This is a genomic window from Pseudomonas sp. RW10S2, from assembly GCF_014268985.1.
Taxonomy (GTDB): domain Bacteria; phylum Pseudomonadota; class Gammaproteobacteria; order Pseudomonadales; family Pseudomonadaceae; genus Aquipseudomonas; species Aquipseudomonas wayambapalatensis.
Genome location: NZ_JABWRO010000037.1, coordinates 19,888 through 41,028 on the forward strand (window position 1 = coordinate 19,888; position 21,141 = coordinate 41,028).

Annotated in this window: 24 protein-coding genes and 1 pseudogene; 23 read left to right on the top strand and 2 right to left on the bottom strand. The window is 62.3% G+C overall.

What is annotated here, in order from left to right; all coding sequences use genetic code 11:
• Window positions 1-278 precede the first annotated feature (278 nt).
• Window positions 279-602, bottom strand: coding sequence for a ferredoxin FdxA (fdxA, locus tag HU729_RS10645; RefSeq protein WP_012315871.1), 324 nt, complete (start codon window positions 600-602; stop codon window positions 279-281).
• A 136-nt stretch (window positions 603-738) separates the two neighbouring features.
• The gene (gene mutS, locus HU729_RS10650) at window positions 739-3,309 is read right to left on the bottom strand and encodes a DNA mismatch repair protein MutS (protein ID WP_186709887.1); all 2,571 of its coding nucleotides are present in this window, start codon (window positions 3,307-3,309) and stop codon (window positions 739-741) included.
• Window positions 3,310-3,455: 146 nt separating this feature from the next.
• Here mutS and HU729_RS10655 point away from each other — a divergent pair, with 146 nt between their 5' ends.
• The 23 genes and pseudogenes from HU729_RS10655 (at window position 3,456) to recX (ending at window position 21,101) form a co-directional block, all read left to right on the top strand.
• Window positions 3,456-3,896 carry a hypothetical protein gene (locus HU729_RS10655; RefSeq protein ID WP_186709888.1) on the top strand — a complete coding sequence of 147 codons (441 nt, stop codon included), beginning with the start codon at window positions 3,456-3,458 and terminating at the stop codon, window positions 3,894-3,896.
• A 64-nt stretch (window positions 3,897-3,960) separates the two neighbouring features.
• On the top strand, window positions 3,961-4,695 hold the full coding sequence (locus tag HU729_RS10660; protein ID WP_054891094.1) for an XRE family transcriptional regulator: 735 nt from the start codon (window positions 3,961-3,963) through the stop codon (window positions 4,693-4,695).
• Between the two features lie 541 nt (window positions 4,696-5,236).
• Window positions 5,237-5,560 carry a phage holin family protein gene (locus HU729_RS10665; protein ID WP_054891048.1) on the top strand — a complete coding sequence of 108 codons (324 nt, stop codon included), beginning with the start codon at window positions 5,237-5,239 and terminating at the stop codon, window positions 5,558-5,560.
• An 11-nt stretch (window positions 5,561-5,571) separates the two neighbouring features.
• Window positions 5,572-6,069, top strand: coding sequence for a hypothetical protein (locus HU729_RS10670; RefSeq protein WP_186667214.1), 498 nt, complete (start codon window positions 5,572-5,574; stop codon window positions 6,067-6,069).
• Window positions 6,066-6,626: a phage baseplate assembly protein V gene (locus tag HU729_RS10675; RefSeq protein ID WP_186709889.1), complete on the top strand. Its 561-nt coding sequence runs from the start codon at window positions 6,066-6,068 to the stop codon at window positions 6,624-6,626. Before HU729_RS10670 ends, HU729_RS10675 begins: the two co-directional genes overlap by 4 nt.
• An 87-nt stretch (window positions 6,627-6,713) precedes the next feature.
• Window positions 6,714-7,040, top strand: a complete 327-nt coding sequence (locus tag HU729_RS10680) for a GPW/gp25 family protein (protein WP_186667212.1) — start codon at window positions 6,714-6,716, stop codon at window positions 7,038-7,040.
• A complete protein-coding gene (locus HU729_RS10685; RefSeq protein WP_186709890.1) occupies window positions 7,037-7,918 on the top strand; it encodes a baseplate J/gp47 family protein in 882 nt (293 codons plus the stop codon). The genes HU729_RS10680 and HU729_RS10685 overlap by 4 nt, the downstream gene beginning before the upstream one ends.
• A 1-nt stretch (window position 7,919) precedes the next feature.
• Window positions 7,920-8,528 (top strand): phage tail protein I, encoded by a 609-nt coding sequence (locus tag HU729_RS10690; protein ID WP_186709892.1) that lies wholly within the window; start codon window positions 7,920-7,922, stop codon window positions 8,526-8,528.
• A complete protein-coding gene (locus HU729_RS25815) occupies window positions 8,521-10,767 on the top strand; it encodes a phage tail protein (RefSeq protein ID WP_238348346.1) in 2,247 nt (748 codons plus the stop codon). The genes HU729_RS10690 and HU729_RS25815 overlap by 8 nt, the downstream gene beginning before the upstream one ends.
• Before the next feature lie 156 nt (window positions 10,768-10,923).
• Complete coding sequence (locus HU729_RS10705) at window positions 10,924-12,090, top strand: phage tail sheath family protein (protein WP_186709894.1); 1,167 nt, start codon at window positions 10,924-10,926, stop codon at window positions 12,088-12,090.
• Between the two features lie 13 nt (window positions 12,091-12,103).
• Complete coding sequence (locus HU729_RS10710; protein WP_186709896.1) at window positions 12,104-12,613, top strand: phage major tail tube protein; 510 nt, start codon at window positions 12,104-12,106, stop codon at window positions 12,611-12,613.
• 11 nt (window positions 12,614-12,624) lie between these two features.
• Complete coding sequence (locus HU729_RS10715; protein ID WP_186709898.1) at window positions 12,625-12,927, top strand: phage tail assembly protein; 303 nt, start codon at window positions 12,625-12,627, stop codon at window positions 12,925-12,927.
• Window positions 12,928-13,051: 124 nt separating this feature from the next.
• The gene (locus HU729_RS10720) at window positions 13,052-15,082 is read left to right on the top strand and encodes a hypothetical protein (RefSeq protein WP_186709900.1); all 2,031 of its coding nucleotides are present in this window, start codon (window positions 13,052-13,054) and stop codon (window positions 15,080-15,082) included.
• Window positions 15,083-15,097: 15 nt separating this feature from the next.
• Complete coding sequence (locus tag HU729_RS10725) at window positions 15,098-15,943, top strand: phage tail protein (protein WP_186709902.1); 846 nt, start codon at window positions 15,098-15,100, stop codon at window positions 15,941-15,943.
• Entirely contained in the window at window positions 15,918-16,124 is a 207-nt protein-coding gene (locus tag HU729_RS10730; protein WP_063545897.1) for a tail protein X, read from the top strand. The genes HU729_RS10725 and HU729_RS10730 overlap by 26 nt, the downstream gene beginning before the upstream one ends.
• 40 nt (window positions 16,125-16,164) lie before the next feature.
• Complete coding sequence (locus HU729_RS10735; protein ID WP_186709904.1) at window positions 16,165-17,199, top strand: contractile injection system protein, VgrG/Pvc8 family; 1,035 nt, start codon at window positions 16,165-16,167, stop codon at window positions 17,197-17,199.
• 32 nt (window positions 17,200-17,231) lie between these two features.
• Window positions 17,232-17,375: pseudogene (locus HU729_RS25820) on the top strand (Com family DNA-binding transcriptional regulator); the annotation flags it as partial.
• A gap of 52 nt (window positions 17,376-17,427) precedes the next feature.
• The gene (locus HU729_RS10745; protein WP_186709906.1) at window positions 17,428-17,784 is read left to right on the top strand and encodes a hypothetical protein; all 357 of its coding nucleotides are present in this window, start codon (window positions 17,428-17,430) and stop codon (window positions 17,782-17,784) included.
• Between the two features lie 70 nt (window positions 17,785-17,854).
• Entirely contained in the window at window positions 17,855-18,403 is a 549-nt protein-coding gene (locus HU729_RS10750) for a glycoside hydrolase family 19 protein (RefSeq protein ID WP_186709908.1), read from the top strand.
• 32 nt (window positions 18,404-18,435) lie between these two features.
• Window positions 18,436-18,897, top strand: coding sequence for a lysis system i-spanin subunit Rz (locus HU729_RS25670; RefSeq protein ID WP_202883551.1), 462 nt, complete (start codon window positions 18,436-18,438; stop codon window positions 18,895-18,897).
• 59 nt (window positions 18,898-18,956) lie between these two features.
• A complete protein-coding gene (locus HU729_RS10760; RefSeq protein WP_186667201.1) occupies window positions 18,957-19,439 on the top strand; it encodes a nicotinamide-nucleotide amidohydrolase family protein in 483 nt (160 codons plus the stop codon).
• A gap of 104 nt (window positions 19,440-19,543) precedes the next feature.
• Entirely contained in the window at window positions 19,544-20,611 is a 1,068-nt protein-coding gene (gene recA / locus HU729_RS10765) for a recombinase RecA (protein ID WP_125931569.1), read from the top strand.
• A 19-nt stretch (window positions 20,612-20,630) separates the two neighbouring features.
• Window positions 20,631-21,101, top strand: coding sequence for a recombination regulator RecX (recX, locus tag HU729_RS10770; RefSeq protein WP_186667200.1), 471 nt, complete (start codon window positions 20,631-20,633; stop codon window positions 21,099-21,101).
• Window positions 21,102-21,141: the final 40 nt, after the last annotated feature.

Genomic DNA, 21,141 nt, shown 5'->3' on the forward strand with positions numbered 1-21,141 from the left:
GCATCTTGTTAGGTGCGTAGGTTGCTCCCGCTGGGGAAATCGCTAGTATCTGAAGTGTGCCGACGGACTGGCACAGGCTTTCAAGGATGATCGCCAAGGACATCGCAGGATGCGATTCATCAGGATGATGAATGGGACAAGCAGGGACTACGGAAAAAATGTGGGCGGGTCAAACCGCCCCTTTTTTTTGCCTACGATTTCTCCTCGCCCGGGCTTGCATGAGCCCGAATGCCAGGCACAAAAAAGGCCCTTGCGGGCCTTTTTTGTCGCTGCAGCGGTCAGCGCTCCAGATCAGCGATCTTGCCTGGCTTGCCATCCCACTCTTCAGCGTCCGGCAGGGCATCCTTACGCTCGGTGATGTTCGGCCAGATCTCAGCCAGCTCGGCGTTGAGCTCGAGGAAGTTCTCCATCCCCGCAGGCACTTCGTCCTCCGAGAAAATGGCCTGTGCCGGGCACTCAGGCTCGCACAGCGCACAGTCGATGCACTCGTCCGGGTGAATGACCAGGAAGTTCGGGCCTTCGTAGAAGCAGTCCACCGGACAGACTTCCACGCAGTCGGTGTACTTGCATTTGATGCAGTTGTCGGTGACGACGAAGGTCATTTCTAATTTTCTCCTCAGGCGACGGCAGCGTGCCCTTCCTTCCAGGGCAGCGCGGTTCACGTTGGCTGCAGGCCAGGCTAATAACCTGCAGCTCCGGCAAACCGCGGCGGATTCTACCAGCTTGCGCGGCTGGCCGTTATAACAGGTTCTTCAGTTGATATAGCATTTCGATAGCTTGACGCGGTGTCATGTCGTCCAACGCCAGCTTGCCCAGCTTCTCGATGGCCGGGTGTGGCAGGCTGGCGAACAGGTCGCTCTGGTGTGGCACCTGCGGTTCGCCCTTGGCCTTGGTCACCGGCGCCTCGTGGGGCAGGCTGGCCTTTTCCAGGCGGCCGAGGTGCTCACGGGCGCGCAGGATGACTTGCGACGGCACACCCGCCAGTTGCGCCACCGCCAGGCCATAACTCTGGCTGGCAGGGCCTGGCAGCACATGGTGCAGGAACACGATGCGCTCGTTGTGCTCGGTGGCGTTCAGGTGCACGTTGGCCACCAGTGGCTCGCTCTCCGGCAGTACGGTCAACTCGAAGTAGTGGGTGGCGAACAGGGTGTAGGCGCGCAACTGTGCGAGACGTTCGGCGGCGGCCCAGGCCAGCGACAGGCCGTCGAAGGTACTGGTGCCGCGGCCGACCTCGTCCATCAGCACCAGGCTGCGATCGGTGGCATTGTGCAGGATGTTCGCGGTTTCGCTCATCTCTACCATGAAGGTCGAGCGGCCGCCGGCCAGGTCGTCGCTGGAACCGATGCGGGTGAAGATGCGGTCCACCAGCGACAGCTCACAGCGCGCTGCAGGCACGAAGCTGCCGATATGCGCCATCAGTACGATCAACGCAGTCTGGCGCATGTAGGTAGATTTACCGCCCATGTTCGGGCCGGTAATGATCAGCATGCGGGTGCTGTTGTCCAGGCCCAGGTCGTTGGCCACGAACGGCGTGGTCAGCACCTGCTCGACCACCGGATGGCGGCCCTGCTCGATACGCAGGCACGGCTCGTCGACGAAGCTTGGGCAGTTCAGGTCCAAGGTCAGGGCACGCTCGGCGAGGTTGCTCAGCACGTCCAGCTCGGCCAGGGCCGCAGCGCTGTCCTGCAACGGCGCAAGGTGGCTGATCAAGGTCTCGAGCAGCGCGTCGTAGAGCATTTTCTCCCGGGCCAGGGCGCGACTCTTGGCCGACAACGCCTTGTCTTCGAACGCTTTGAGTTCAGGCGTGATGAAGCGCTCGGCGCCCTTGAGCGTCTGGCGGCGGATGTAGTCGCCCGGCGCTTGCTCGGCCTGTTTGGTTGGCAACTCGATGAAATAGCCGTGCACACGGTTGTAGCCAACCTTGAGGTTGGCAAGCCCGGTACGGGCTTTTTCACGGGCTTCGAGGTCGATCAGGAACTGACCGGCGTTCTCGCTCATGGCCAGCAGTTCGTCGAGTTCGCTGTCGTACCCGGTCTTGAGCACGCCACCGTCGCGGATCACCGCAGGTGGGTTGTCGATGATTGCTCGCTCCAGAAGGCTGGCCAGCTCCGGGTAGGTGCCGGTGATGGCCGCCAGGCGGGCCAGGTGGGGCGCTTCGAGCTCGGCCATGGCGTTCTGCAGTTCGGGCAGGGCGCCAAGGGCATCGCGCAGGCGCGCCAGATCACGTGGGCGAGCGTTACGCAGGCCGATACGGGCGAGAATCCGCTCGATATCACCGATTTCCTTGAGCTGCGGCTGCAGCTTCTCGAAACGGTAGCCGTCGAGGAAGCAGCGAATCGAATCCTGACGTGCCTGCAGCACTTTCAGGTCGCGCAGCGGGCGGTTCAGCCAGCGGCTCAGCAGGCGACTGGCCATGGCAGTCTGGCAGCGGTCGATGACTGACTGCAGCGTATTGTCGCGGCCGCCGGCCAGGTTGATGTCCAGCTCGAGGTTGCGACGGCTCGCGCCGTCGAGAATCACCGTGTCGTCCATGCGCTCATGGCGCAGGCTGCGCAGGTGCGGCAGGCTGGTGCGCTGGGTTTCCTTGGCGTAGGTCAGCAGGCAGCCGGCGGCGCCGATGGCCAGGGTCAGTTTGTCGCAGCCGAAGCCTTTGAGGTCCTGGGTTACGAACTGTTGGCACAGACTCTTGCGCGCCGAGTCACGATCGAAGTCCCACGGCGCCCGACGTCGCGCTCCAGGGCGTTTCTCTGCTGGCAGGCCCTGTGGCCAGTCGTCGGGAATCAGCAGTTCCACCGGGTTGATGCGCTCGAGTTCGGCGAGCAGGTTTTCCCAGCCCTTGATCTCCTGCACGGTGAAGCTGCCGCTGGTGATGTCCAGCACCGCGAGGCCGAACAGGCGTTCGTCACCCAGCAGGGCGGCGATCAGGTTGTCGCGGCGCTCGTCGAGCAGCGCCTCGTCGCTGACCGTACCTGGCGTGATGATACGCACCACCTGGCGCTCGACCGGGCCCTTGCTGGTGGCCGGGTCGCCGATCTGCTCGCAGATCACCACCGACTCACCGAGCTTGACCAGTTTGGCCAGGTAGCCTTCCAGCGAGTGGAACGGAATCCCGCACATGGGGATCGACTGGCCCGCCGACTGACCGCGCGCGGTCAGGGTGATGTCCAGCAGTTTCGCGCCTTTCTTCGCATCTTCGTAGAAGATTTCGTAGAAGTCGCCCATGCGGTAGAACATCAGCTGGTCTGGGTGCTGGTTTTTCAGCTTCCAGTATTGCTGCATCATCGGGGTGTGTGCGGAGAGATCAGACATTCAGGGCCTTGAAACAGGTGGTCTGGTGGCAATTTCGAAACCGGCAATGGTACAGGCTTTTTTTACCTGCTGCAGGACACAAAGGGCAGGGCATCGCTATGATCGGTCGATTTTCCGGGCAGCCCGAACACCGCGCGAGGAATTCCATGCCAAGGGTGGCGTTTTATCTGATGGTCGCAGGCTTGAGCCTGCCGTTACCGCTCATGGCGGCTGCACAGTGCCCGTTTCCGCAGGGCATGCAGGCCTCGATAGAGGCTTCGCGGCATGTGGTCCAGGCACGGGCTGGCGGGACACCACGGGAGCGGTTGCTGCAGGGAATACCGGCCAGGCTGGACGAGCCGACCCGCCAGTTGCTGCGCGAGATCGTGGCCGAAGTCTATGACAATGAACCGGTGCAGGCCGATGTGTATGCGGCCTACCGCTTCGAGCACTGTTTCCTGTCGCAGCAGCATGCCGATACGGTCGCTGCAATCCAGTTCAGCGACGCGTTGCCGTTGCTGCGCAAGTGCGAGCAGATCGAGCCCCAGGGCGCGCGTCCGCCTTGTGCGATGCGGGCAGTGCATACGGTGACGGGTATCCCTGAATGATCGCAGGTTCGGGGTGTGTTGCATGCATTTGCATTTCCCATCGATCTGCAGCAATATGCATTTTATGCAAAAGCGCAACGTAGCCACTGTACTCAGAGAACTGCTCGATCGCCACGGCCTGTCCCCGACGGAGCTGCACCGGCGCACGGGCGTCCCGCAATCCACCCTGTCTCGGATCCTTAGCGAGAAAATTGTCGATCCGTCAGACAAGCATGTCTCCAGAATCGCCGATTACTTCGGCGTGAGCACCGATCAGTTGCGCGGCCGCATAGAGCTGGGGGAGTCCCGCGAGGCGCAGCCCATGCATGGTCATGTGGACCTGAGCGACATCAGCCTGTGGGACGATGAAACCCCCGTCGAGGATGACGAGGTGTCCGTTCCATTTCTTCGAGAGGTCGAATTGGCAGCAGGATCAGGAAGATTCGTCATCGAGGAAAGCGAGCGCGCGCGCCTGCGTTTCGGCAAGCGCAGCCTGCGCCACAATGGTGTGCAGTTCGACCAGGCCAAGTGCGTCACGGTGCGCGGCAACAGCATGCTGCCAGTGCTGCGCGATGGCGCGACGGTCGGCGTCAACACCGGCAAATGTGCCATTGGCGATATCATCGATGGCGATCTCTACGCCATCAACCACAATGGCCAGCTGCGGGTGAAGCAGGTCTATCGCCTGCCCACCGGCATACGCCTGCGCAGCTTCAACCGTGATGAACACCCCGACGAAGACTACAGTTTCCAGCAGATGCAGGAAGAGCAGATCAGCCTGCTCGGGCATGTCTTCTGGTGGGGCATGTACGCACGCTGACCCGCAAATCCGCTGGATAAAAACCCGCTTCGGCGGGTTTTTTCATGCATACGAAGTATCCCCGCCTCCCGTCTTGCATCCCCCGCCGCCTCAAACCATACCGGGCCTACAAAAATTTTAGGCTCTCTGAAAAGCCCTACAGGCCATACCCGACAAGGCCTTCATGCATTTAAGCAACTCCTCATGCATAAATATTTTCAAAAATGCATTGACTGCATATGCATCAATGCATAGCCTGTATCTCAAGCCGGACAGCAACCGGTTGTTACACAGGCAGCGATGAACAGGCCTTGACTGTTCAGAGGGTTGGCAACTGGCCCGGGTGTGCAGCGTAAAGCACCACGATCAGTTATCCGGCGGGCAGGGGGCCGCGGTCGGAGTCACCAATTTGAAGCGGAACCGGCCGGTGTCACCAGATGTGACCGACGGTTCGACAACGCATTACTGAAGGGCCTGCACGGACGGGCCTTTTGGAATGCCGCGTTACACGGCAAGGGATCCACCGGCACTCGCCGGTGGCCATGACACAGGAGACAGGACAGTGACGAACGAGCAACAGGCGTTGCTGGAGATGCCGCTCTGGCTGGTGATCGTCCTGGCATTGCTGGGAGGGCTTTCCGGTGAGATGTGGCGGGCCGACAAGGCCGGCGCCCGAGGTTGGTCGCTGCTGCGGCGGCTGGCGCTGCGCTCGGGGGCTTGCATGGTGTGTGGGGTGTCGACAGTGATGCTGCTGTATGCCAGCGGCATGTCGATCTGGAGCGCTAGCGCCTTCGGGTGCCTGACCGCCATGGCGGGGGCCGATGTAGCCATCGGCCTCTATGAACGCTGGGCAGCCAGGCGCCTTGGTTTGAAGGACGAACGATAGGAGTGCGGCACATGAGCGAACTGGCCACCTTGCATGCGGCATTGACCGCAACGATTCGAGAGGCGATTCCGGAACTGGCATCGGTTGATGCCTATACGGAAGCAGGAAATACCCCGGCATTGCCGGCATTGCGCCATGGCATCGTGCGCATGACTGCCGATGCTGCGCCCAGGGATGGACGCTCGGTGCTGGTCACCACCTTCGAGGCGGACATCACCCCCGATGCCGCCAACCCCGAGGCACGCCTGCAGGGCAGCGTGCTGGCTGCACAACTGATGGACCTGTTGCGCCAGCAGCTATGGGGGCTCGACTTCGTTGAGCCGAGCCGCAACGTACGGGCTTTCTTCGCCGGTGCTGGCTGGCGCGTGCGCTGGGACCAGCCAGTGCTGTTGGGCGAACTGCAATGGCATTGGCCCGACCAGCCGCCGGGCAGCCTCAGGCTGGGCTTCAGTCCAGACACGGGGCCCGGTAATGAAAGCCAGTACATCGCCCCGGAGGACCTGGCATGAGCTATGTCAGTGCCACGCATGACCGCATGCTCGCCACCCTGGTGATTCCCTGCCGCGTGGTGGCGGTGGACTTGGCCGCTGCGCGGGTCAGGGTGTCCGACGGTGGCGGCTGGACCAGCGCCTGGGTGCGCTGGCATGCCCAGGCGGCCGGCAAGGCCCGGCACTGGCGGGCACCCAGCCTGGGTGAGCAGGGCGTGTTGCTCAGCCCCAGTGGCGACCCGGCGCAAGGTACTTTTTTTGCCGGGCTGTATGGCAATGCCGGCCTCCCGCCAGACAACCGCGAGCATGCCGAGGTCTGGCGCTTCGATGACGGCGGTTCGCTGACCTACGACTGGCAGGCCCGGCGCTATGACATCGAACTACCCAGCGGCAACGCGCGCATCAAGGTCGGTGCCAGCACCCTGGTGGTCAGTGATGGCGCGATCACCCTCGAGGCCTCGAGCATCACCCTGACCGGCAAGGTCACGGTCAACGGCCCGCTGATTGTCAGCGGCGACATCAACGGCGGCGGGCGGATCATCGATACCGCCGGCAACACGCCCAACCACAAACACTGAACCCAGCCCGCCATCGCGGGCTTTTTAATGCCAGGAGAACGCAATGGATACCCATCAACGCGCCCGGGATTTTCCGGGAGACGCGTCATGATCGGCCTGGACCGTCGCACCGGCCTGCCATTGGCCGGGATCGCTCACCTGCGCCAATCCATCGAGGACATCCTTACCACCCCACTGGGCAGCCGTCGCATGCGCCCGGAATACGGCAGCCAGTTGCGCCGCTATGTCGACCTGCCCGTCAACGAAGGCTGGAAGAGTGCGGTACAGGCAGAGGTCGCTCGCGCCCTTGGGCGCTGGGAGCCGCGCTTGCAACTGGAGCGGGTGAAGGTCGTGGCCGTGCTGGACGGCCAGGTCAGCCTGGCCCTGAGCGGCCGTTATCTGGGCGATGACGCGCTGGTGGAGGTGAGCGTATGAGTCAGGTAGACCTGTCCAAACTGCCCGCCCCGCAACTGCTCGAGGATCTGGATTTCGAAGCGCTGTACGAAGCCGACCTCGAGACCTTTCGTGCACATATGGGCGATGGCTGGACGGCACAGTTGGAAAGCGATCCGGTCACCAAGCTGCTCGAGGTCGGCGCCTACCGAAAGCTGCTCAACCGGGCACGCATCAATGATGCTGCGAAGGCTTTGTTGCTCGCCTATGCCCGGGGTCGCGACCTTGACCAACTGGCGGCCAACGTTTCGTTGCAGCGCCTGGTGATCCAGGCCGCCGACCCGACCACCGTTCCGCCCACCGAGGCGATTCTCGAATCCGACGACGCCCTTCGCGAACGTGTGCAACTGGTCTATGAAGGCCTGACCACCGCCGGCCCGCGCAACAGTTACATCCTCCACGCCCGCAACGCCTCGGGACGGGTCGCCGACGCGACCGCCGAAAGCCCGTCGCCGGCGGTGGTCGATGTCACGGTGCTGAGCATCGATGACGACGGTGTCGCGCCCCAGGCGCTGCTCGACGAGGTCAACGCCTACCTCAACGACGAGGACATCCGCCCGGTCGCCGACCGGGTCAATGTGCGCAGCGCCCAGGTGCTGCCATACCGGATCGACGCCGTGCTGCACATGGCCGACAACGGCCCCGAGTACGAGGCCATCCTCAGCGAGTGCCGGCGTCGTTTGCAGGCCTGGATCAACCCGCGGCGCCGCCTGGGTGTCGAGGTCGCCCGCTCTGGCATCGACGCCCAGTTGCACATCGACGGCGTCAGTCGGGTCGAGCTGATCGACTGGACCGACATCCGCCCGAGCAAGGCCCAGGCAGCCTGGTGCACAGGCTTCGACCTCAAGCGCGGAGGCTGACATGCACAGCCTTCTGCCGCTCAACCGCACCCCGCTGGAGCGGGCCATCGAAACGGCTGGCGACGAAGACCTCAAGGTCACTCTGCGCCAGCTCTACAACCCCGACACCTGCCCCGCGCACCTGCTCTACCAGCTGGCCTGGGCCTGGTCGGTGGATCGCTGGGACGACAGCTGGAGCGACACCGTCAAGCGCTCGGTGATCCGCTCAGCATTCTTCGTCCACGCCCACAAAGGCACCCTCGGCGCCCTCAGGCGGGTGGTCGAGCCGTTCGGCTACCTCATCGAGGTGGAGGAGTGGTGGCAGGCGCAGCCTGCCGGGGTGCCGGGGACCTTTGCGCTGAAGATCGGCGTCGAGAACTCGGGCATCAGCGAGCAGACCTACAACGAACTGTCGGCCCTGATCGACGACGCTCGTCCCGTCAGCCGGCACATGACCGGCATGGTGATCAGCCTGGAAAGCAACGGTGCCTTCCATCTTGGCTGCGCGCTCCAGGAAGGCGACGAGCTCGATATCTACCCACCGGCACCGCGTGACATCGACGTCGATGGCGTCATCGGGCGCGGCGGCCGAGAACACACAATCGATACCTTGGACATTGCACATGGTTGACCAGACTTCTCAGTTCTACGCCATCCTCACCAATGTGGGCGCGGCGAAGCAGGCCAATGCGGATGCCTTGGGCATTCCGTGGAAAATAACCCAGATGGGCGTGGGCGATGCCAACGGCACCGATCCGACCCCCAACGCCACCCAGACCAGCCTGATCAACGAATGGCGCCGCGCGCCGTTGAACCAGCTCAAGGTGGATGACAAGAATAGCGCGGTGATCGTCGCCGAGCAGGTGATCCCTGCCGAGGTTGGCGGGCGCTGGATCCGTGAGATCGCGCTATATGACGCCGACGGCGACATGATCGCGGTGGCCAATTGCGCTCCGACCTACAAGCCGCTGCTCAGCCAGGGCTCGGGCCGTACTCAGGTGGTGCGGATGAACCTGATCGTCAGCAGCGCGAGCAATGTGCAGTTGAAGATCGACCCTGCCGTGGTATTGGCGACTCGTGAGTGGGTCACCGAGGAACTGGCCCGGCAGGATTTCAAGCATTCAGTACTGGTAGCGACTACCGGGCCGATCACCTTGAGTGGCGTGCAGACCATTGATGGTGTGGCGCTGACTGTTGGGGCTCGAGTGCTGGTCAAGGATCAGGCAGCGGCCAAGAATAATGGTTTGTATGTGGTCGCAGGTGGGGCATGGACGCGCTGCCGTGATGCTGATACGGACGCTAAGGTTACTCCTGGAATGCTCGTCCCCGTGGAAAAGGGGCAGATCAACGGAGATACCTCCTGGCAACTGGTAAGTGATGGGCCAGTCAATTTAGACGTTTCCACACAAGTCTACGAAATGGCGTTTGGACCTACAGGCGTTGTTGCTGGAACCTATCGTAGTGTTTCCGTCGATAAGTATGGGCGGGTTATCGCTGCGAGTAATCCCACCACTGTAGCCGGCTATGGATTGCTTGATGTGTATACCAAGCCTCAAGTTGATGCAGCATTTTCTTTGAAAGCAGACCTCAACTCGCCAAGTTTGGTCGGAACGCCTTCTGCACCCACCGCAGCGAAAGGAACCAACAACCAGCAACTTGCAACTACAGCTTTTGTTCAAGGGGCTGTCGCGGCTGTGGTTGATTCCGCTCCAGAAGCGCTTAATACATTACAAGAGCTGGCAAAAGCACTTGCTAATGATCCGGACTTTGCTACTACGATGACTACGGAGCTGGCTGCTAAGCAGGCTCGGAGCGAGATTCTGACCGGATTATCAGCGCTAACAATCTCGCCTGATAAATTTATATATAGCACAGGGGTAGACAGTTTTTCATTGGCCTCTCTGTCTCCCTTTGTGCGAGATTTGTTAGGGAGCATAGATGCTGTTGCAGTTCGCGCCAATGTAGGAGCCGCAGCAACAGTGCATGGGCATGGAGTTAATGATGTCGCTGGTCTATCCGAAGCGCTTAATGCTGCTCGTGGACTTGCTCAGGGAATAGAAAATCAAGATCCGAATCTAGCTTCGGATCATGTGATTGTAACAAATCACATAAACACGCCTAATCCGCTTTATTATTGGCATATTACGACAACCTTTTATGGTTTGGTTGCTACTACGTCCAATCGTGCGCAGTTGGCCATCCAATACAATGATGGCAACGCAGTTTATGCGCGTAGTGCCTATGCGGGGCAGTGGACTAATTGGGCTAGGTTGGACACTGGTGTACCGGCAGGTACTGTAATTTATACCGCCGGCAGTGCTGCTCCGCCTGGTTTTCTCAAAGCGAATGGAGCAGCGGTTGGGCGTGCGGCATATGCTGAGCTATATGCTCAAATTGGTACCAATTATGGTGCTGGGGATGGTGTAACAACCTTTAATGTTCCAGATCTTCGTGCTGAGTTTATACGCGGTCTTGATGATGGCCGAGGGGTTGATTCTGCACGTCTTAGGGGATCTGTGCAGATGAGTCAGAATCTAGCTCACTCCCATGCGGTGACCGTTGCGGCTAGTGGCTCACACACTCACAACTTGTCTGCTGTTGCAAGCAGCGCGGGGGCTCATAGTCATGCTGCGGGCATCGGTGGATTCGGTAATATTGCAGTTGGCTCTGCTGCTAATTCGATTGCCGGAAATGATTCCGGCGTAGCTGCCTGGCAGCCTTTGAATCTTTCAGCAGGGGAACATACTCACTCTGTTTCTGGTACAGCTCTTGGCTCTGGGGACCACTCGCATTTGGTAACAGTTGCTGCCGACGGCGGTAGTGAAGGGCGTCCTCGTAATATCGCACTACTAGCTTGCATAAAATACTGAAAGGCTTTGCAGAAGGTAGGTTCTGCCTTTTTTTATTGAGTAAGCTTTCGTTTTGACGGAATTTTAGTTGTTGCGTTGACTTAATTTGGGGGGTGAAAGCTCCCTTTCTAAACTCCGCAATTGCCGAGTTTTAATTTCCATCTGGAGTAACCTTACATGAGTGAATTCTTCCACGGCGTCACCGTAACCAACGTAGACACCGGCGCCCGCAACATCGCACTGCCGTCGTCCTCGATCATCGGCCTGGTCGACACCTTCACCGAAGGTGCCGGTGTCACGGCCAAGGCCAACGACCTGGTCCTCATCACCAGCGAGCGTGAAGCCGTGGCCGCCTTCGGCGCCGATGCGGCGATCACCAAGGCCTGTCGTGCCATCTACAGCCGCGCCAAGGCGGTCATCGTCGCCTGCGGCGTGGCCAAGCTCGAAGAGGCGGCCGAGCAGACCGCGGCGATCATCGGCAACGTGCTCGCTGACGGCAAGCGCACCGGCCTGCAGGCACTGCTCGACGGCAAGAGCCGTTTCAACGCCCAGCCGCGCCTGCTGGTCGCGCCCAAGCACAGCGCCACCCAGGCGGTCGGCACCGCGCTGGTGGCACTGGCCGACAAGCTGCGCGGCATCGCCATCATCGACGGCCCTGGCACCACTGACGAAGCCGCGCTCGCCTACGCCAAGAACTTCGGTGCCAAGCGCGCCTTCCTGGTCGATCCGGGCGTGCGCTACTTCGACACCGTCGCCGAGGCCACCGAGGATGCGCCAGGTTCGGCCTGGGTCGCCGGCCTGTTCGCCTTCACCGATCGCGAGTACGGCTTCTGGGCCTCGCCGTCGAACAAGGAGTTCGTCGGTATCACCGGCACCAGCCGCCCGGTGGAGTTCCTCGATGGCGACGACAGCTGCCGCGCCAACCTGCTGAACAACGCCAACATCGCCACCATCATTCGCGATGACGGCTTCCGCCTGTGGGGCAACCGCACCCTGTCCAGCGATCCGAAGTGGGCCTTCGTCACCCGCGTGCGGACCATGGACATCGTCATGGACGCGATCCTCTACGGCCACAAATGGGCCGTCGACCGCTCCATCACCGCCACCTACGTCAAGGACGTCACCGAGGGCCTGCAGGCCTTCATGCGCGACCTGAAGAACCAGGGCGCGATCATCAACTTCGAGGTCTTCGCCGATCCGGAGTTGAACACCGCCAGCCAACTGGAGCAGGGCAAGGTGTACTGGAACATCCGCTTCACCGACGTACCGCCTGCCGAAAACCCCAATTTCCGCGTCGAAGTCACCAACCAGTGGCTGACCGAAGTCCTCGATTCCGCCGCTTAAGGAGCGCATCTACATGGCAATGATTCCCGAAACCCTGGCCAACCTGAACCTGTTCGTCGACGGTGTGAGCTTCCAGGGCGATGTACCCAGCCTGACCCTGCCCAAACTGACCCTGAAAATGGAAGAACACCGTCCCGGTGGTATGGACATGCCCGTCGAGATGGACCTGGGCATGGAGAAGCAGGAAGCGGCCTTCACCACCACCGGCGTGCGCCGCGAGTCGCTGAAGTTCTTCGGCCTGGCCGATGGCACGGCCTTCAACGGCACGTTCCGCGGCGCCTTCAAAGGCCTCAAGGGCCAGATCAATCCGGTCATCGTCACCCTGCGCGGCTCGCTCAAGGATATCGACATGGGCGACTGGAAATCCGGCGACAAGGCCGAGATCAAGCACAGCGTCGCGCTCAGCTACTACAAGCTGGAGGTTGATGGTCGCCTGGTCTACGAGATCGATGCCCTGGGCATGAAGCGGGTGATCGACGGTGTCGACCAACTGGCGGCGCAGCGTACTGCGCTGGGCCTGTAAGGGAGGTGTTCATGGCTCAGGAAAACCGCCAGCCCCAGTGGCTGAACCTTGCAGCCGACCGCGTCACGGTGCGTTTGTCGCGTCCGAGCGAGGCCAATGGCATTCAGGTCGACAGCCTGACGTTGCGGGCCCCGACGGTGCGTGACATGCGCAACGCCAAGGCCGGCGGCGCCAGCGACGACGAGCAGCGCGAGCTGAACTTGTTCGCCTCGCTGGCCGAAGTCGGCATCAAGGACCTCGAAGGCCTCACCCTGAAGGACTACGGCCGCTTGCAGGCCGGGTATTTTCGCCTGGTGCAGGACGACGAGGTTTGACCCGACCCGGCAGAAGGCCGCCGCAAGGCGGCTGGCCAAGGAGCTGAACTTTTCCGCGAGCGAAATCATGACCATGTCGTTCAGCGACATGGTCTGGTGGCTTTCGGATTGAGAGGATTAACGGATGGCGAACAAATCAGGGATTGCCCTGGGGGAAGCCGTCGCATCTGGCTCGGCTTTCCCTGGCGCGCTCGATGACTATCGCGCCAGGTTTACCGATCATTGGGCGCCTTACGGCAAGGCGCTGCAATCGTTTTCATCACCGCTGGATATCTGGCGACCAGGCCCGTATCCATCGGTCGTGCCACAGCTGTCGAACTGGCAAGGACTCACTCCGGCACTGGAGCACCAGCCGTTACCCTTGGCTGAACAGGGATGGCGCGCATCCAACTCACCCCCGTTCGAGTTGCCCGCTCAGATCGTACATGCGTACCCCCAGCCTCGGCCGCGCGCAGATTCAACTCCCCGGATCAACGCGGATGCACCTGAAGCTCGACAAGGGGTGGTGTCGGGGGAGGGCGAAGCAGTTTCGTCAGCCTCTGCTGATCCCACACCGAGCCGAGCCACTGCCCGTACCCGAGCAGGGGCTGCGGCCAAGGAGGCTGCCTCTGCAACCAAGTTGGATTTGGGGTTGAAGCTCTTCCACACCGCTTCCACCGCCACCACGGCGAAGGAGCAGGCAGTGGGCTATCTCAGTGCGGTTGGGTCGGCAGTCGGCACAATAGGCGGCAAGGCCTTGGGGGCGGCGGTGCCGCGCTGGGGCACGATGGTCTCGGAGGTGGGCGGCGTTGCCTTCGGTATGGCCGGCGATAAGCTGGGCGCCTGGGCTGGCGAGCGGGTCACGAACCCTGCATCGGCTACAGCCAAGGACAAACCACCATCAACGCCGGTATCGACTCAGTCGAAACCTGACGCGGATCCTTATTCGACGCTGTCTGGCTCAGTCAGGGACGCGCTTACGACTGCTGCGGTGGTGGGCGGGGGTTATGCCAGCTGGGAGGTACTCAAGCGGCGTTACACCAACCCAGGGGCTGTCGCTGGGACCGCCAAGGGCGTCGCAGAGAACCTCAAGGCATTGAAAATACCCCTTGCTTCGATGTTCATCGAGGCTGGTGCAAAGGCGGCCTATACCTATGGCACGGCGCAAACCCGTGAAGAAAAGTGGAGCGGTTATGGCGGCGCGGCAGGGGGCCTGATCCTTGGTGGCGCCCTGGGTGCCGCCGGATCGTTGCTGGGTCCGATCGGTACCACGATAGGGATGTCGGTCGGCAACTTTGTGGGCGATCAGGTTGGGTCGGCGGTAGGCAAATATTTGGCCACCCAGTACCAAGAGCCTGCCTCCACAGAGCAGCCGGTACGGCGCGGGCTGCCGGCCAAGGCGAGCGGGACGGCAAAGGAGCAGAGCCCGGAGCGTGCCAGGTCGTCAGGACCGCCGTCTCCTCTTCGGCCGGCGGGGCTTATGGCGCAGTTTGCAACCGCCGCAAGCGTTTCATCGCAACGGCGGCCTTCGATGTTGACTAGGCCGAAGCCGGGTTCGACTGCTGACACTGCCGGCATGGACAAGGCTCTCGTGAGGGATCTGTTGAGACGTCCTGTGGATGAGGGGAGGCCGCCAAGTGCGGCGGCCAAGCACCGGGTTGCAGGCGCCATCGCTGAGCCTCGTGCATGGCCTCCGGCGATTCCTGGTCTTTCGTTGGTCCCCGGTATCGTGCCTTCTCCCAGATTCGAAAGTCCTGGCGCCAGCGTTGCGCCCGCTGCCATAAAGGTCGAGCTCCCTCGATCGCCTCAGAAGCCGTCAAGGCCGGCTGCTGTACTGGGGTTGCCGAAGGTTGCGGTGCAGGCCTCAGCGTCTGGACGTTCAGCTGTAATGGACAAGCTCGCAGTAGAGGTGCAGATACCAGCCGCGCAGTTGTCGGTGCCGCCGCAAGCCAGCGTCCTGCCAGATGCTCCGCCGCAAGCCCCGGCCCAACCGGTGATTACCAGCGGGGCAGGCCAGCCCTTCAACTTCACCACCAACATCCCCATCACGCTGCAAGGCGCCGCTGTTGCACACGACCAACTCGCCACCGACCTGGAACTGGCTGTGCGCCGGGTACTGGAAGAACGGCAAAGAGCTGATGAAGCGCGTCTGGCAGACCCTCTACGACAATTTTGAACCGGAGGGACATTCATGACCTACCTGGAGCAGTTGCAGGCCGCACTGCATGCACTGGTCAAGGCGGGCGAGGAGGGGCGTCGGCGTGCCGGCGCCATGCTCGACCCGATGAACCAGGCCGTGGATCACGTCAAGGAAGCCGCGGCCGAACTCGAAGCATTGCCCTGGATCGGACCGGCCATCGGCAAGCGCCTGCAACGTACCCTGCGTGCCATCGACTCGGCACAAGGGCGTGTCAACAAAGTGATTGCCCGCTACGACAAGACCGTCGACGAGGTGCGCAAGGTGCAGGAGCGTGTCGAGGTCTTTTCCGAGCACCTGGGCAAGGCTGGCGCGGCGATCCGCAAGGTGGTGGGCGATGCCCGCGCAGTGGCAGGCGGGGTGCTCGTCACCTTCGGCTTCGCGCCGCTGACAACGCCGGCCGCCGAAGCAATCAAGCCATTCCCGCACCTGCTGGTGCTGCAACCGCTGAAGGCCAATGCAACACCGTACTACTTCAACCTCGATACCGCCGCGTTCGACCAGTTGCGTCGCCAGACCCGTTTCCGCTGGGCTGCCCAGGAGCGCCTGAGCCGTGACAGCGCGCAGCAGGCTGTCGGCCAGGGCGAGGAGACGATCAGCATCCGTGGTGCGATCTTCCCTGCGTTCAAGGGCGGACTTGGCCAGTTGCAGACCCTGCGCAGCATCGGTCGTCAGTTGCTGCCCCTGAGCCTGACCACCGGTTACGGCGAGGTGCTCGGCAATTGGTGCCTGACCAGTATCGATGAAGACCAGAGCAATCTGCTGGCAGGCGGTATTCCACGCAAACAGGGTTTTTCACTGGAGTTCACCCGCTATGGCGAAGACCTGCAAAACGTCTGACGGCGACCTGCTCGACACCCTCTGCCAGCACTACTACGGCCACCTCAACCGCACGGTCGAAGCCGTACTGGAGGCCAATCAAGGGCTGGCCGACGAAGACCAGCCGCTGCGTGCCGGCGTGATGATCCTGCTGCCCGACCTACCCACTGCCACGGTCAGCAGCGTGCAGCTCTGGGACTGAGCGTAGGCCCATATCCACACCGACAACGGAGGCATGAGTCATGCAACCCGTCTTCAGCATCAATGCCGATGGCAAGGACATCACCGCGCTGATCAACGACCGCCTGCTGCTGCTGCGCACCACCGACAAACCCGGCATGGAGTCCGATACGTTCGAGCTGCGCATCGATGCCCGCGACGGCGCCCTGGCCCTGCCGCCTCGCGGCGCGGTGCTGGAGGTGCACCTGGGCTACGCCGGGCAGCCGCTGACGCTGCTGGGGCGCTTCACCGTCGATGAGGTCGAGCTATCCGGGCCGCCAGATACGCTGGTGATCCGCGGCAAGGCCAGCGACCTGTGCGGCAGTGGCAGAACCATCCGCAGCGGCAGCTGGGAGAACGTTCCGCTGCAACGCATCATCGTCGAGATTGGCGCGCGCAACGGCTGGCAGGCGATCTGCCCGGTCACCCTGAACGTGCCTCGTATCGACCAGTACAACGAATCGGACTTCAACTTCATCACCCGTCTGGCTCGTCAGTACGACTGCACTGGCAAGCTCGCCAACGGCCAGTTGCTGGTACTGCCGCGCCAGGGCGGGCAGAGCGCCAGCGGCAAGACGCTGGGGCTGGTGACACTGCGGCGCGGCGACGTCAGCCAGTGGCAGTTTCGCCTGGACGACAAGGCCACCCGCAAGGCCGTGCGCACCCGTCACCAGGACAGTGCCAGCGGTGAGCTAAAAGTGGTCGAGCTGGGCAACGACGCAGGCTCCGAGAGCCAGCGTCCTGTCCATACCGACCGCCACCTGTACCCCAATCGCGCCGCCGCCGAACAGGCTGCCCGCGCACGCTTGGCCAGCTTCAACCGCGAGACGGCCAGCGTGCGCCTGGACATGCCCGGGCGCACTGACCTGTTCGTCGAACGCAGCATCGAGGTGAGTGGTTTTGTCGACGGGCTAGACGGCCAGTACCTGATCGACTCGGTCGAGCAAGTGTTCACCGGGTCCGGCTGGCGGACCACCGTGCAGTGCAACGGTGGCAGGGCAGGCAAGTCTGGGAACAAGGGCAGTGCATCGGGCAAGGCCGCTTCACTCAAGGCGTGAGCCGGCCTGACCACTCAGTAGAGGACGCGCCTATGTTCGTCGAGTTTCGCTGCGGCCAGTGTAGGAAGCTACTGGCCCGCATCACCCCCGCTTCCGAGCTCCAGATCAAGTGCGGCCGCTGCCGCACGCTGAATCATGTGAAAGCCACGCGCTTCGAGCCATCGCCTGCGAGCGATCACCCGGCGGAACTGTCCGCCGATCAAACTGATAGCAATGGAGAATGTAATCATGTCGCTTACCGCACAGGAAATTCAGGACTGCAAGGCACTGGTCACCAGCATCTGGGGGGCCAGTGTGGCCGCTAACCTCGACTACAACGAGGAGGTGGTGGAAGTGGTGCGCATCACGGTCGAGCAGATCAGCATCTGCTCGCAACGATTGGCCGACTTCTTCTCGGCATTGGTCATCGTCGTGGGTGGCGTCGCGGCCGCTGTGTATTCGCGGATGTGGCTGGTCAAGGGTGCCAAGCGGATCGCCGATGAGATCCAGAACCTCAAGGAGGCCAACCTGCAGGCCCGCGCCTGTATTGCCCAGGCCGCGGCGACCTATCGCTCGCCGCTGGAAATGGCGTCGCTGGGTATCTGAGCCAGCTGCCTCGATGTTCCCGAGCCCAGGCATTGCCTGGGCTTTTTTTCTTGCGCCAAGGAGGTGCTGCATGCTCACCGAGCGGCAACTCATTCAGATCTATCCACTCGCCGGCCAGCGTGTCGGTGCGTTTCTCACACCTCTCAACGAAGCCATGGCCCGTTGGGAGATTGATCACCCCAAGCGCATCGCCGCCTTTCTCGCCCAGGTCGGTCATGAGTCCGGCCAGTTACGCTATGTGAAGGAACTGGGCAGCGACCGCTACCTTTCACGCTACGACACCGGCCCACTGGCCCTGCGCCTGGGCAACACCCCTGAGGCTGACGGCGATGGCCAGCTGTATTGCGGTCGCGGCCTGATCCAGGTCACCGGGCGTAACAACTACCAGGCCTGCAGCCGTGCGCTGTTCGGTGATGAGCGGTTGCTGGCGCAACCCCAGCTTCTCGAGCAGCCGCGTTGGGCCTGCGAGTCGGCGGCCTGGTTCTGGCAGTCGCGCGGGCTCAATGCCTTGGCCGATCGTGGTGAATTCAACCGCATCACCCGGCATATCAACGGTGGGCTCAATGGCCTGGATGAGCGCCTCAAGCTCTGGGCCAGGGCCCGGGAGGTCTTGTGCTGAGCCGTTGGCAGCTCTGCGCATGCCTGGCGCTGATGCTGCTGTCGGCGGCACTGGCCTGGCAGGCCCAGGCCTGGCGCTACGAGCGTCTGTTCGCCGAGTCGGACGAGCTCCAGGCGCGCCAGCGAGTGGAGCAGGCCGAGGTGCTCAACGAGCAACTGCGCAGCGAGCGCGAGCAGCGCCAGGCGCTCGAGCGCCGCCTGCATGACAGCGAGTCCAACCATTTCCAGGAGCTTACCGATGCGCAACAGAATCAGGCTCGGCTGCGTGATCGCCTTGCTACTGCCGATCTGCGCCTGTCGGTCCTGGTCGAGCGTGACGCCGCCTGTTCCACAATGCCTGACGCCACCGGCGCCGGCGGCGTGGATCATGGCGCCTTACGCGCCCGACTTGACCCGGCGCATGCTCGACGAATTATCGCCATTACCGACGACGGCGACCGGGGGCTGATCGCCCTGCGTGCCTGCCAGGCGTATATCCGCGCGCTGGCGCCGTGAATCCTTGCCTGGGGGGATGAGGGTGGTAGGGTAGTGCGCAGTCACGCAAGGAGCCTGTCATGGACCCGATCACCGTACTTTCTACCCGCCTGGGCGAACACCTGCGCCGTTTCAATGCGCAGGTGACCACCGCCGAGTCCTGCACCGGCGGGGGCATCGCCGAGGCGATCACCCGTATTCCCGGCAGTTCGGCCTGGTTCGAGGCCGGCTACGTCACCTACTCCAACACCCAGAAGACCCGGCAGCTTGGCGTCCCCGAGGCACTGTTCACCCAGGTTGGCGCAGTCAGCCAGGAGGTGGTCGAGGCCATGGTTCGTGGTGCCCAGGCCGCCAGCGGCGCGCGTTTTGCCGTGGCGGTCAGTGGTGTCGCCGGGCCGGATGGCGGCTCGCCGGCCAAGCCGGTGGGCACTGTATGGCTGGCCTGGGGCGATGGAGGCCGTGTTATCAGCGAGCGCCGTCACTTCGATGGCGACCGCGAGGCGGTGCGCCGACAGACGGTGATCGCTGCGTTAGACGGCTTGTTACAGCTTGGTGCCGAGTAAATCGCTCGACGGGGGTTTGCGGAAACGAATCCCTGTGGAATAATACTGGCTACTTATACAGGTATTCCGGCCATCAGGGCCACGTCGAACACGTGAGGATTTCAATGGACGACAACAAGAAGCGCGCCTTGGCTGCGGCCCTGGGTCAGATCGAACGCCAATTCGGCAAGGGCGCAGTCATGCGCATGGGCGATCACGAGCGCCAGGCTATTCCAGCCATCTCCACCGGCTCGCTGGGCCTGGACATCGCCCTCGGCATCGGCGGCCTGCCAAAGGGCCGTATCGTCGAGATCTACGGCCCGGAATCCTCGGGCAAGACCACGCTGACCCTGTCGGTCATCGCCGAAGCCCAGAAGAACGGCGCCACCTGCGCCTTCGTCGACGCCGAGCATGCCCTCGACCCTGAGTACGCTGGCAAGCTGGGCGTCAACGTCGATGACCTGCTGGTCTCGCAGCCAGACACCGGCGAACAGGCCCTGGAAATCACCGACATGCTGGTGCGTTCCAACGCCGTCGACGTGATCATCGTCGACTCCGTGGCTGCCCTGGTACCCAAGGCCGAGATCGAAGGCGAAATGGGTGACATGCACGTCGGCCTGCAGGCCCGTCTGATGTCCCAGGCGCTGCGAAAGATCACCGGTAACATCAAGAACGCCAACTGCCTGGTCATCTTCATCAACCAGATCCGTATGAAGATCGGCGTGATGTTCGGTAGCCCGGAAACCACCACCGGCGGTAACGCCCTGAAGTTCTACGCCTCGGTCCGTCTGGATATCCGTCGTACTGGCGCGGTGAAGGAAGGCGACGAAGTGGTCGGTAGCGAAACGCGCGTCAAGATCGTCAAGAACAAGGTTTCGCCACCCTTCCGTCAGGCCGAGTTCCAGATTCTCTACGGCAAAGGTATCTACCGTAACGGCGAGATCATCGACTTGGGCGTCTCTCAAGGCCTGGTCGAGAAGTCCGGCGCCTGGTACAGCTACCAGGGCAACAAGATCGGCCAAGGCAAGGCTAACGCCGCCAAGTACTTGCAAGAGAACCCGGCCATCGGTTCGGAAATCGAGAAGCAGATTCGTGAGAAGCTGCTGACCTCCGGCGCTGTCGCCGCGGCTGCCAAGGCTGCCGCCGCCGAAGCTGATGCCGACGATATGGCTGATGCTGAAGCCGGTTATTGATATCGCTGGTTGATCGCACATGTCGTCCGTCGTACTCGACACCCCCGTCGCCGTTCGGCGGACAGCCATGGACCTGCTTGCGCGCCGCGAGCACGGTCGTGTCGAGCTGACTCGCAAGCTGCGTCAGCGCGGCGCCACGGATGAGCTGATCGAGCCCGCGCTTGATCGGCTTGCCGAGGAAGGCCTGCTCAGTGAGGCCCGCTATCTGGAGAGCTTCATCTCCTACCGTTCCAACGCCGGTTATGGTCCAGCGCGTATTCGTGAAGACCTGAGCCAGCGAGGGTTGAACCGTGGCGATATCGATCAGGCACTGCGCGAAAGCGGTGTAGATTGGTCAGCCCGCTTACGGGACGTCTGGCAGCGCAAGTTCGCCGGGCAACGCCCTCAGGATCCTCGCAGCCGAGCGCAGCAAACACGCTTTCTCGCCTACCGTGGTTTTTCCATGGACATGATCGGGCGACTGCTCAGCGGGCGCGATCTCGACGATTGACGGCCAGTGCGGCTGACATGGCAGACATCTGCCAGGTCAG

What these genes read in the sequence shown, in the direction of transcription:
- fdxA (WP_012315871.1), bottom strand. Translation starts at nt 602, where the DNA reads ATGACCTTCGTCGTCACCGACAACTGCATCAAATGCAAGTACACCGAC.
- mutS (WP_186709887.1), bottom strand. Translation starts at nt 3,309, where the DNA reads ATGTCTGATCTCTCCGCACACACCCCGATGATGCAGCAATACTGGAAG.
- HU729_RS10655 (WP_186709888.1), top strand. Translation starts at nt 3,456, where the DNA reads ATGCCAAGGGTGGCGTTTTATCTGATGGTCGCAGGCTTGAGCCTGCCG.
- HU729_RS10660 (WP_054891094.1), top strand. Translation starts at nt 3,961, where the DNA reads ATGCAAAAGCGCAACGTAGCCACTGTACTCAGAGAACTGCTCGATCGC.
- HU729_RS10670 (WP_186667214.1), top strand. Translation starts at nt 5,572, where the DNA reads ATGAGCGAACTGGCCACCTTGCATGCGGCATTGACCGCAACGATTCGA.
- HU729_RS10675 (WP_186709889.1), top strand. Translation starts at nt 6,066, where the DNA reads ATGAGCTATGTCAGTGCCACGCATGACCGCATGCTCGCCACCCTGGTG.
- HU729_RS10680 (WP_186667212.1), top strand. Translation starts at nt 6,714, where the DNA reads ATGATCGGCCTGGACCGTCGCACCGGCCTGCCATTGGCCGGGATCGCT.
- HU729_RS10685 (WP_186709890.1), top strand. Translation starts at nt 7,037, where the DNA reads ATGAGTCAGGTAGACCTGTCCAAACTGCCCGCCCCGCAACTGCTCGAG.
- HU729_RS10690 (WP_186709892.1), top strand. Translation starts at nt 7,920, where the DNA reads ATGCACAGCCTTCTGCCGCTCAACCGCACCCCGCTGGAGCGGGCCATC.
- HU729_RS25815 (WP_238348346.1), top strand. Translation starts at nt 8,521, where the DNA reads ATGGTTGACCAGACTTCTCAGTTCTACGCCATCCTCACCAATGTGGGC.
- HU729_RS10705 (WP_186709894.1), top strand. Translation starts at nt 10,924, where the DNA reads ATGAGTGAATTCTTCCACGGCGTCACCGTAACCAACGTAGACACCGGC.
- HU729_RS10710 (WP_186709896.1), top strand. Translation starts at nt 12,104, where the DNA reads ATGGCAATGATTCCCGAAACCCTGGCCAACCTGAACCTGTTCGTCGAC.
- HU729_RS10715 (WP_186709898.1), top strand. Translation starts at nt 12,625, where the DNA reads ATGGCTCAGGAAAACCGCCAGCCCCAGTGGCTGAACCTTGCAGCCGAC.
- HU729_RS10720 (WP_186709900.1), top strand. Translation starts at nt 13,052, where the DNA reads ATGGCGAACAAATCAGGGATTGCCCTGGGGGAAGCCGTCGCATCTGGC.
- HU729_RS10725 (WP_186709902.1), top strand. Translation starts at nt 15,098, where the DNA reads ATGACCTACCTGGAGCAGTTGCAGGCCGCACTGCATGCACTGGTCAAG.
- HU729_RS10730 (WP_063545897.1), top strand. Translation starts at nt 15,918, where the DNA reads ATGGCGAAGACCTGCAAAACGTCTGACGGCGACCTGCTCGACACCCTC.
- HU729_RS10735 (WP_186709904.1), top strand. Translation starts at nt 16,165, where the DNA reads ATGCAACCCGTCTTCAGCATCAATGCCGATGGCAAGGACATCACCGCG.
- HU729_RS10745 (WP_186709906.1), top strand. Translation starts at nt 17,428, where the DNA reads ATGTCGCTTACCGCACAGGAAATTCAGGACTGCAAGGCACTGGTCACC.
- HU729_RS10750 (WP_186709908.1), top strand. Translation starts at nt 17,855, where the DNA reads ATGCTCACCGAGCGGCAACTCATTCAGATCTATCCACTCGCCGGCCAG.
- HU729_RS25670 (WP_202883551.1), top strand. Translation starts at nt 18,436, where the DNA reads ATGCTGCTGTCGGCGGCACTGGCCTGGCAGGCCCAGGCCTGGCGCTAC.
- HU729_RS10760 (WP_186667201.1), top strand. Translation starts at nt 18,957, where the DNA reads ATGGACCCGATCACCGTACTTTCTACCCGCCTGGGCGAACACCTGCGC.
- recA (WP_125931569.1), top strand. Translation starts at nt 19,544, where the DNA reads ATGGACGACAACAAGAAGCGCGCCTTGGCTGCGGCCCTGGGTCAGATC.
- recX (WP_186667200.1), top strand. Translation starts at nt 20,631, where the DNA reads ATGTCGTCCGTCGTACTCGACACCCCCGTCGCCGTTCGGCGGACAGCC.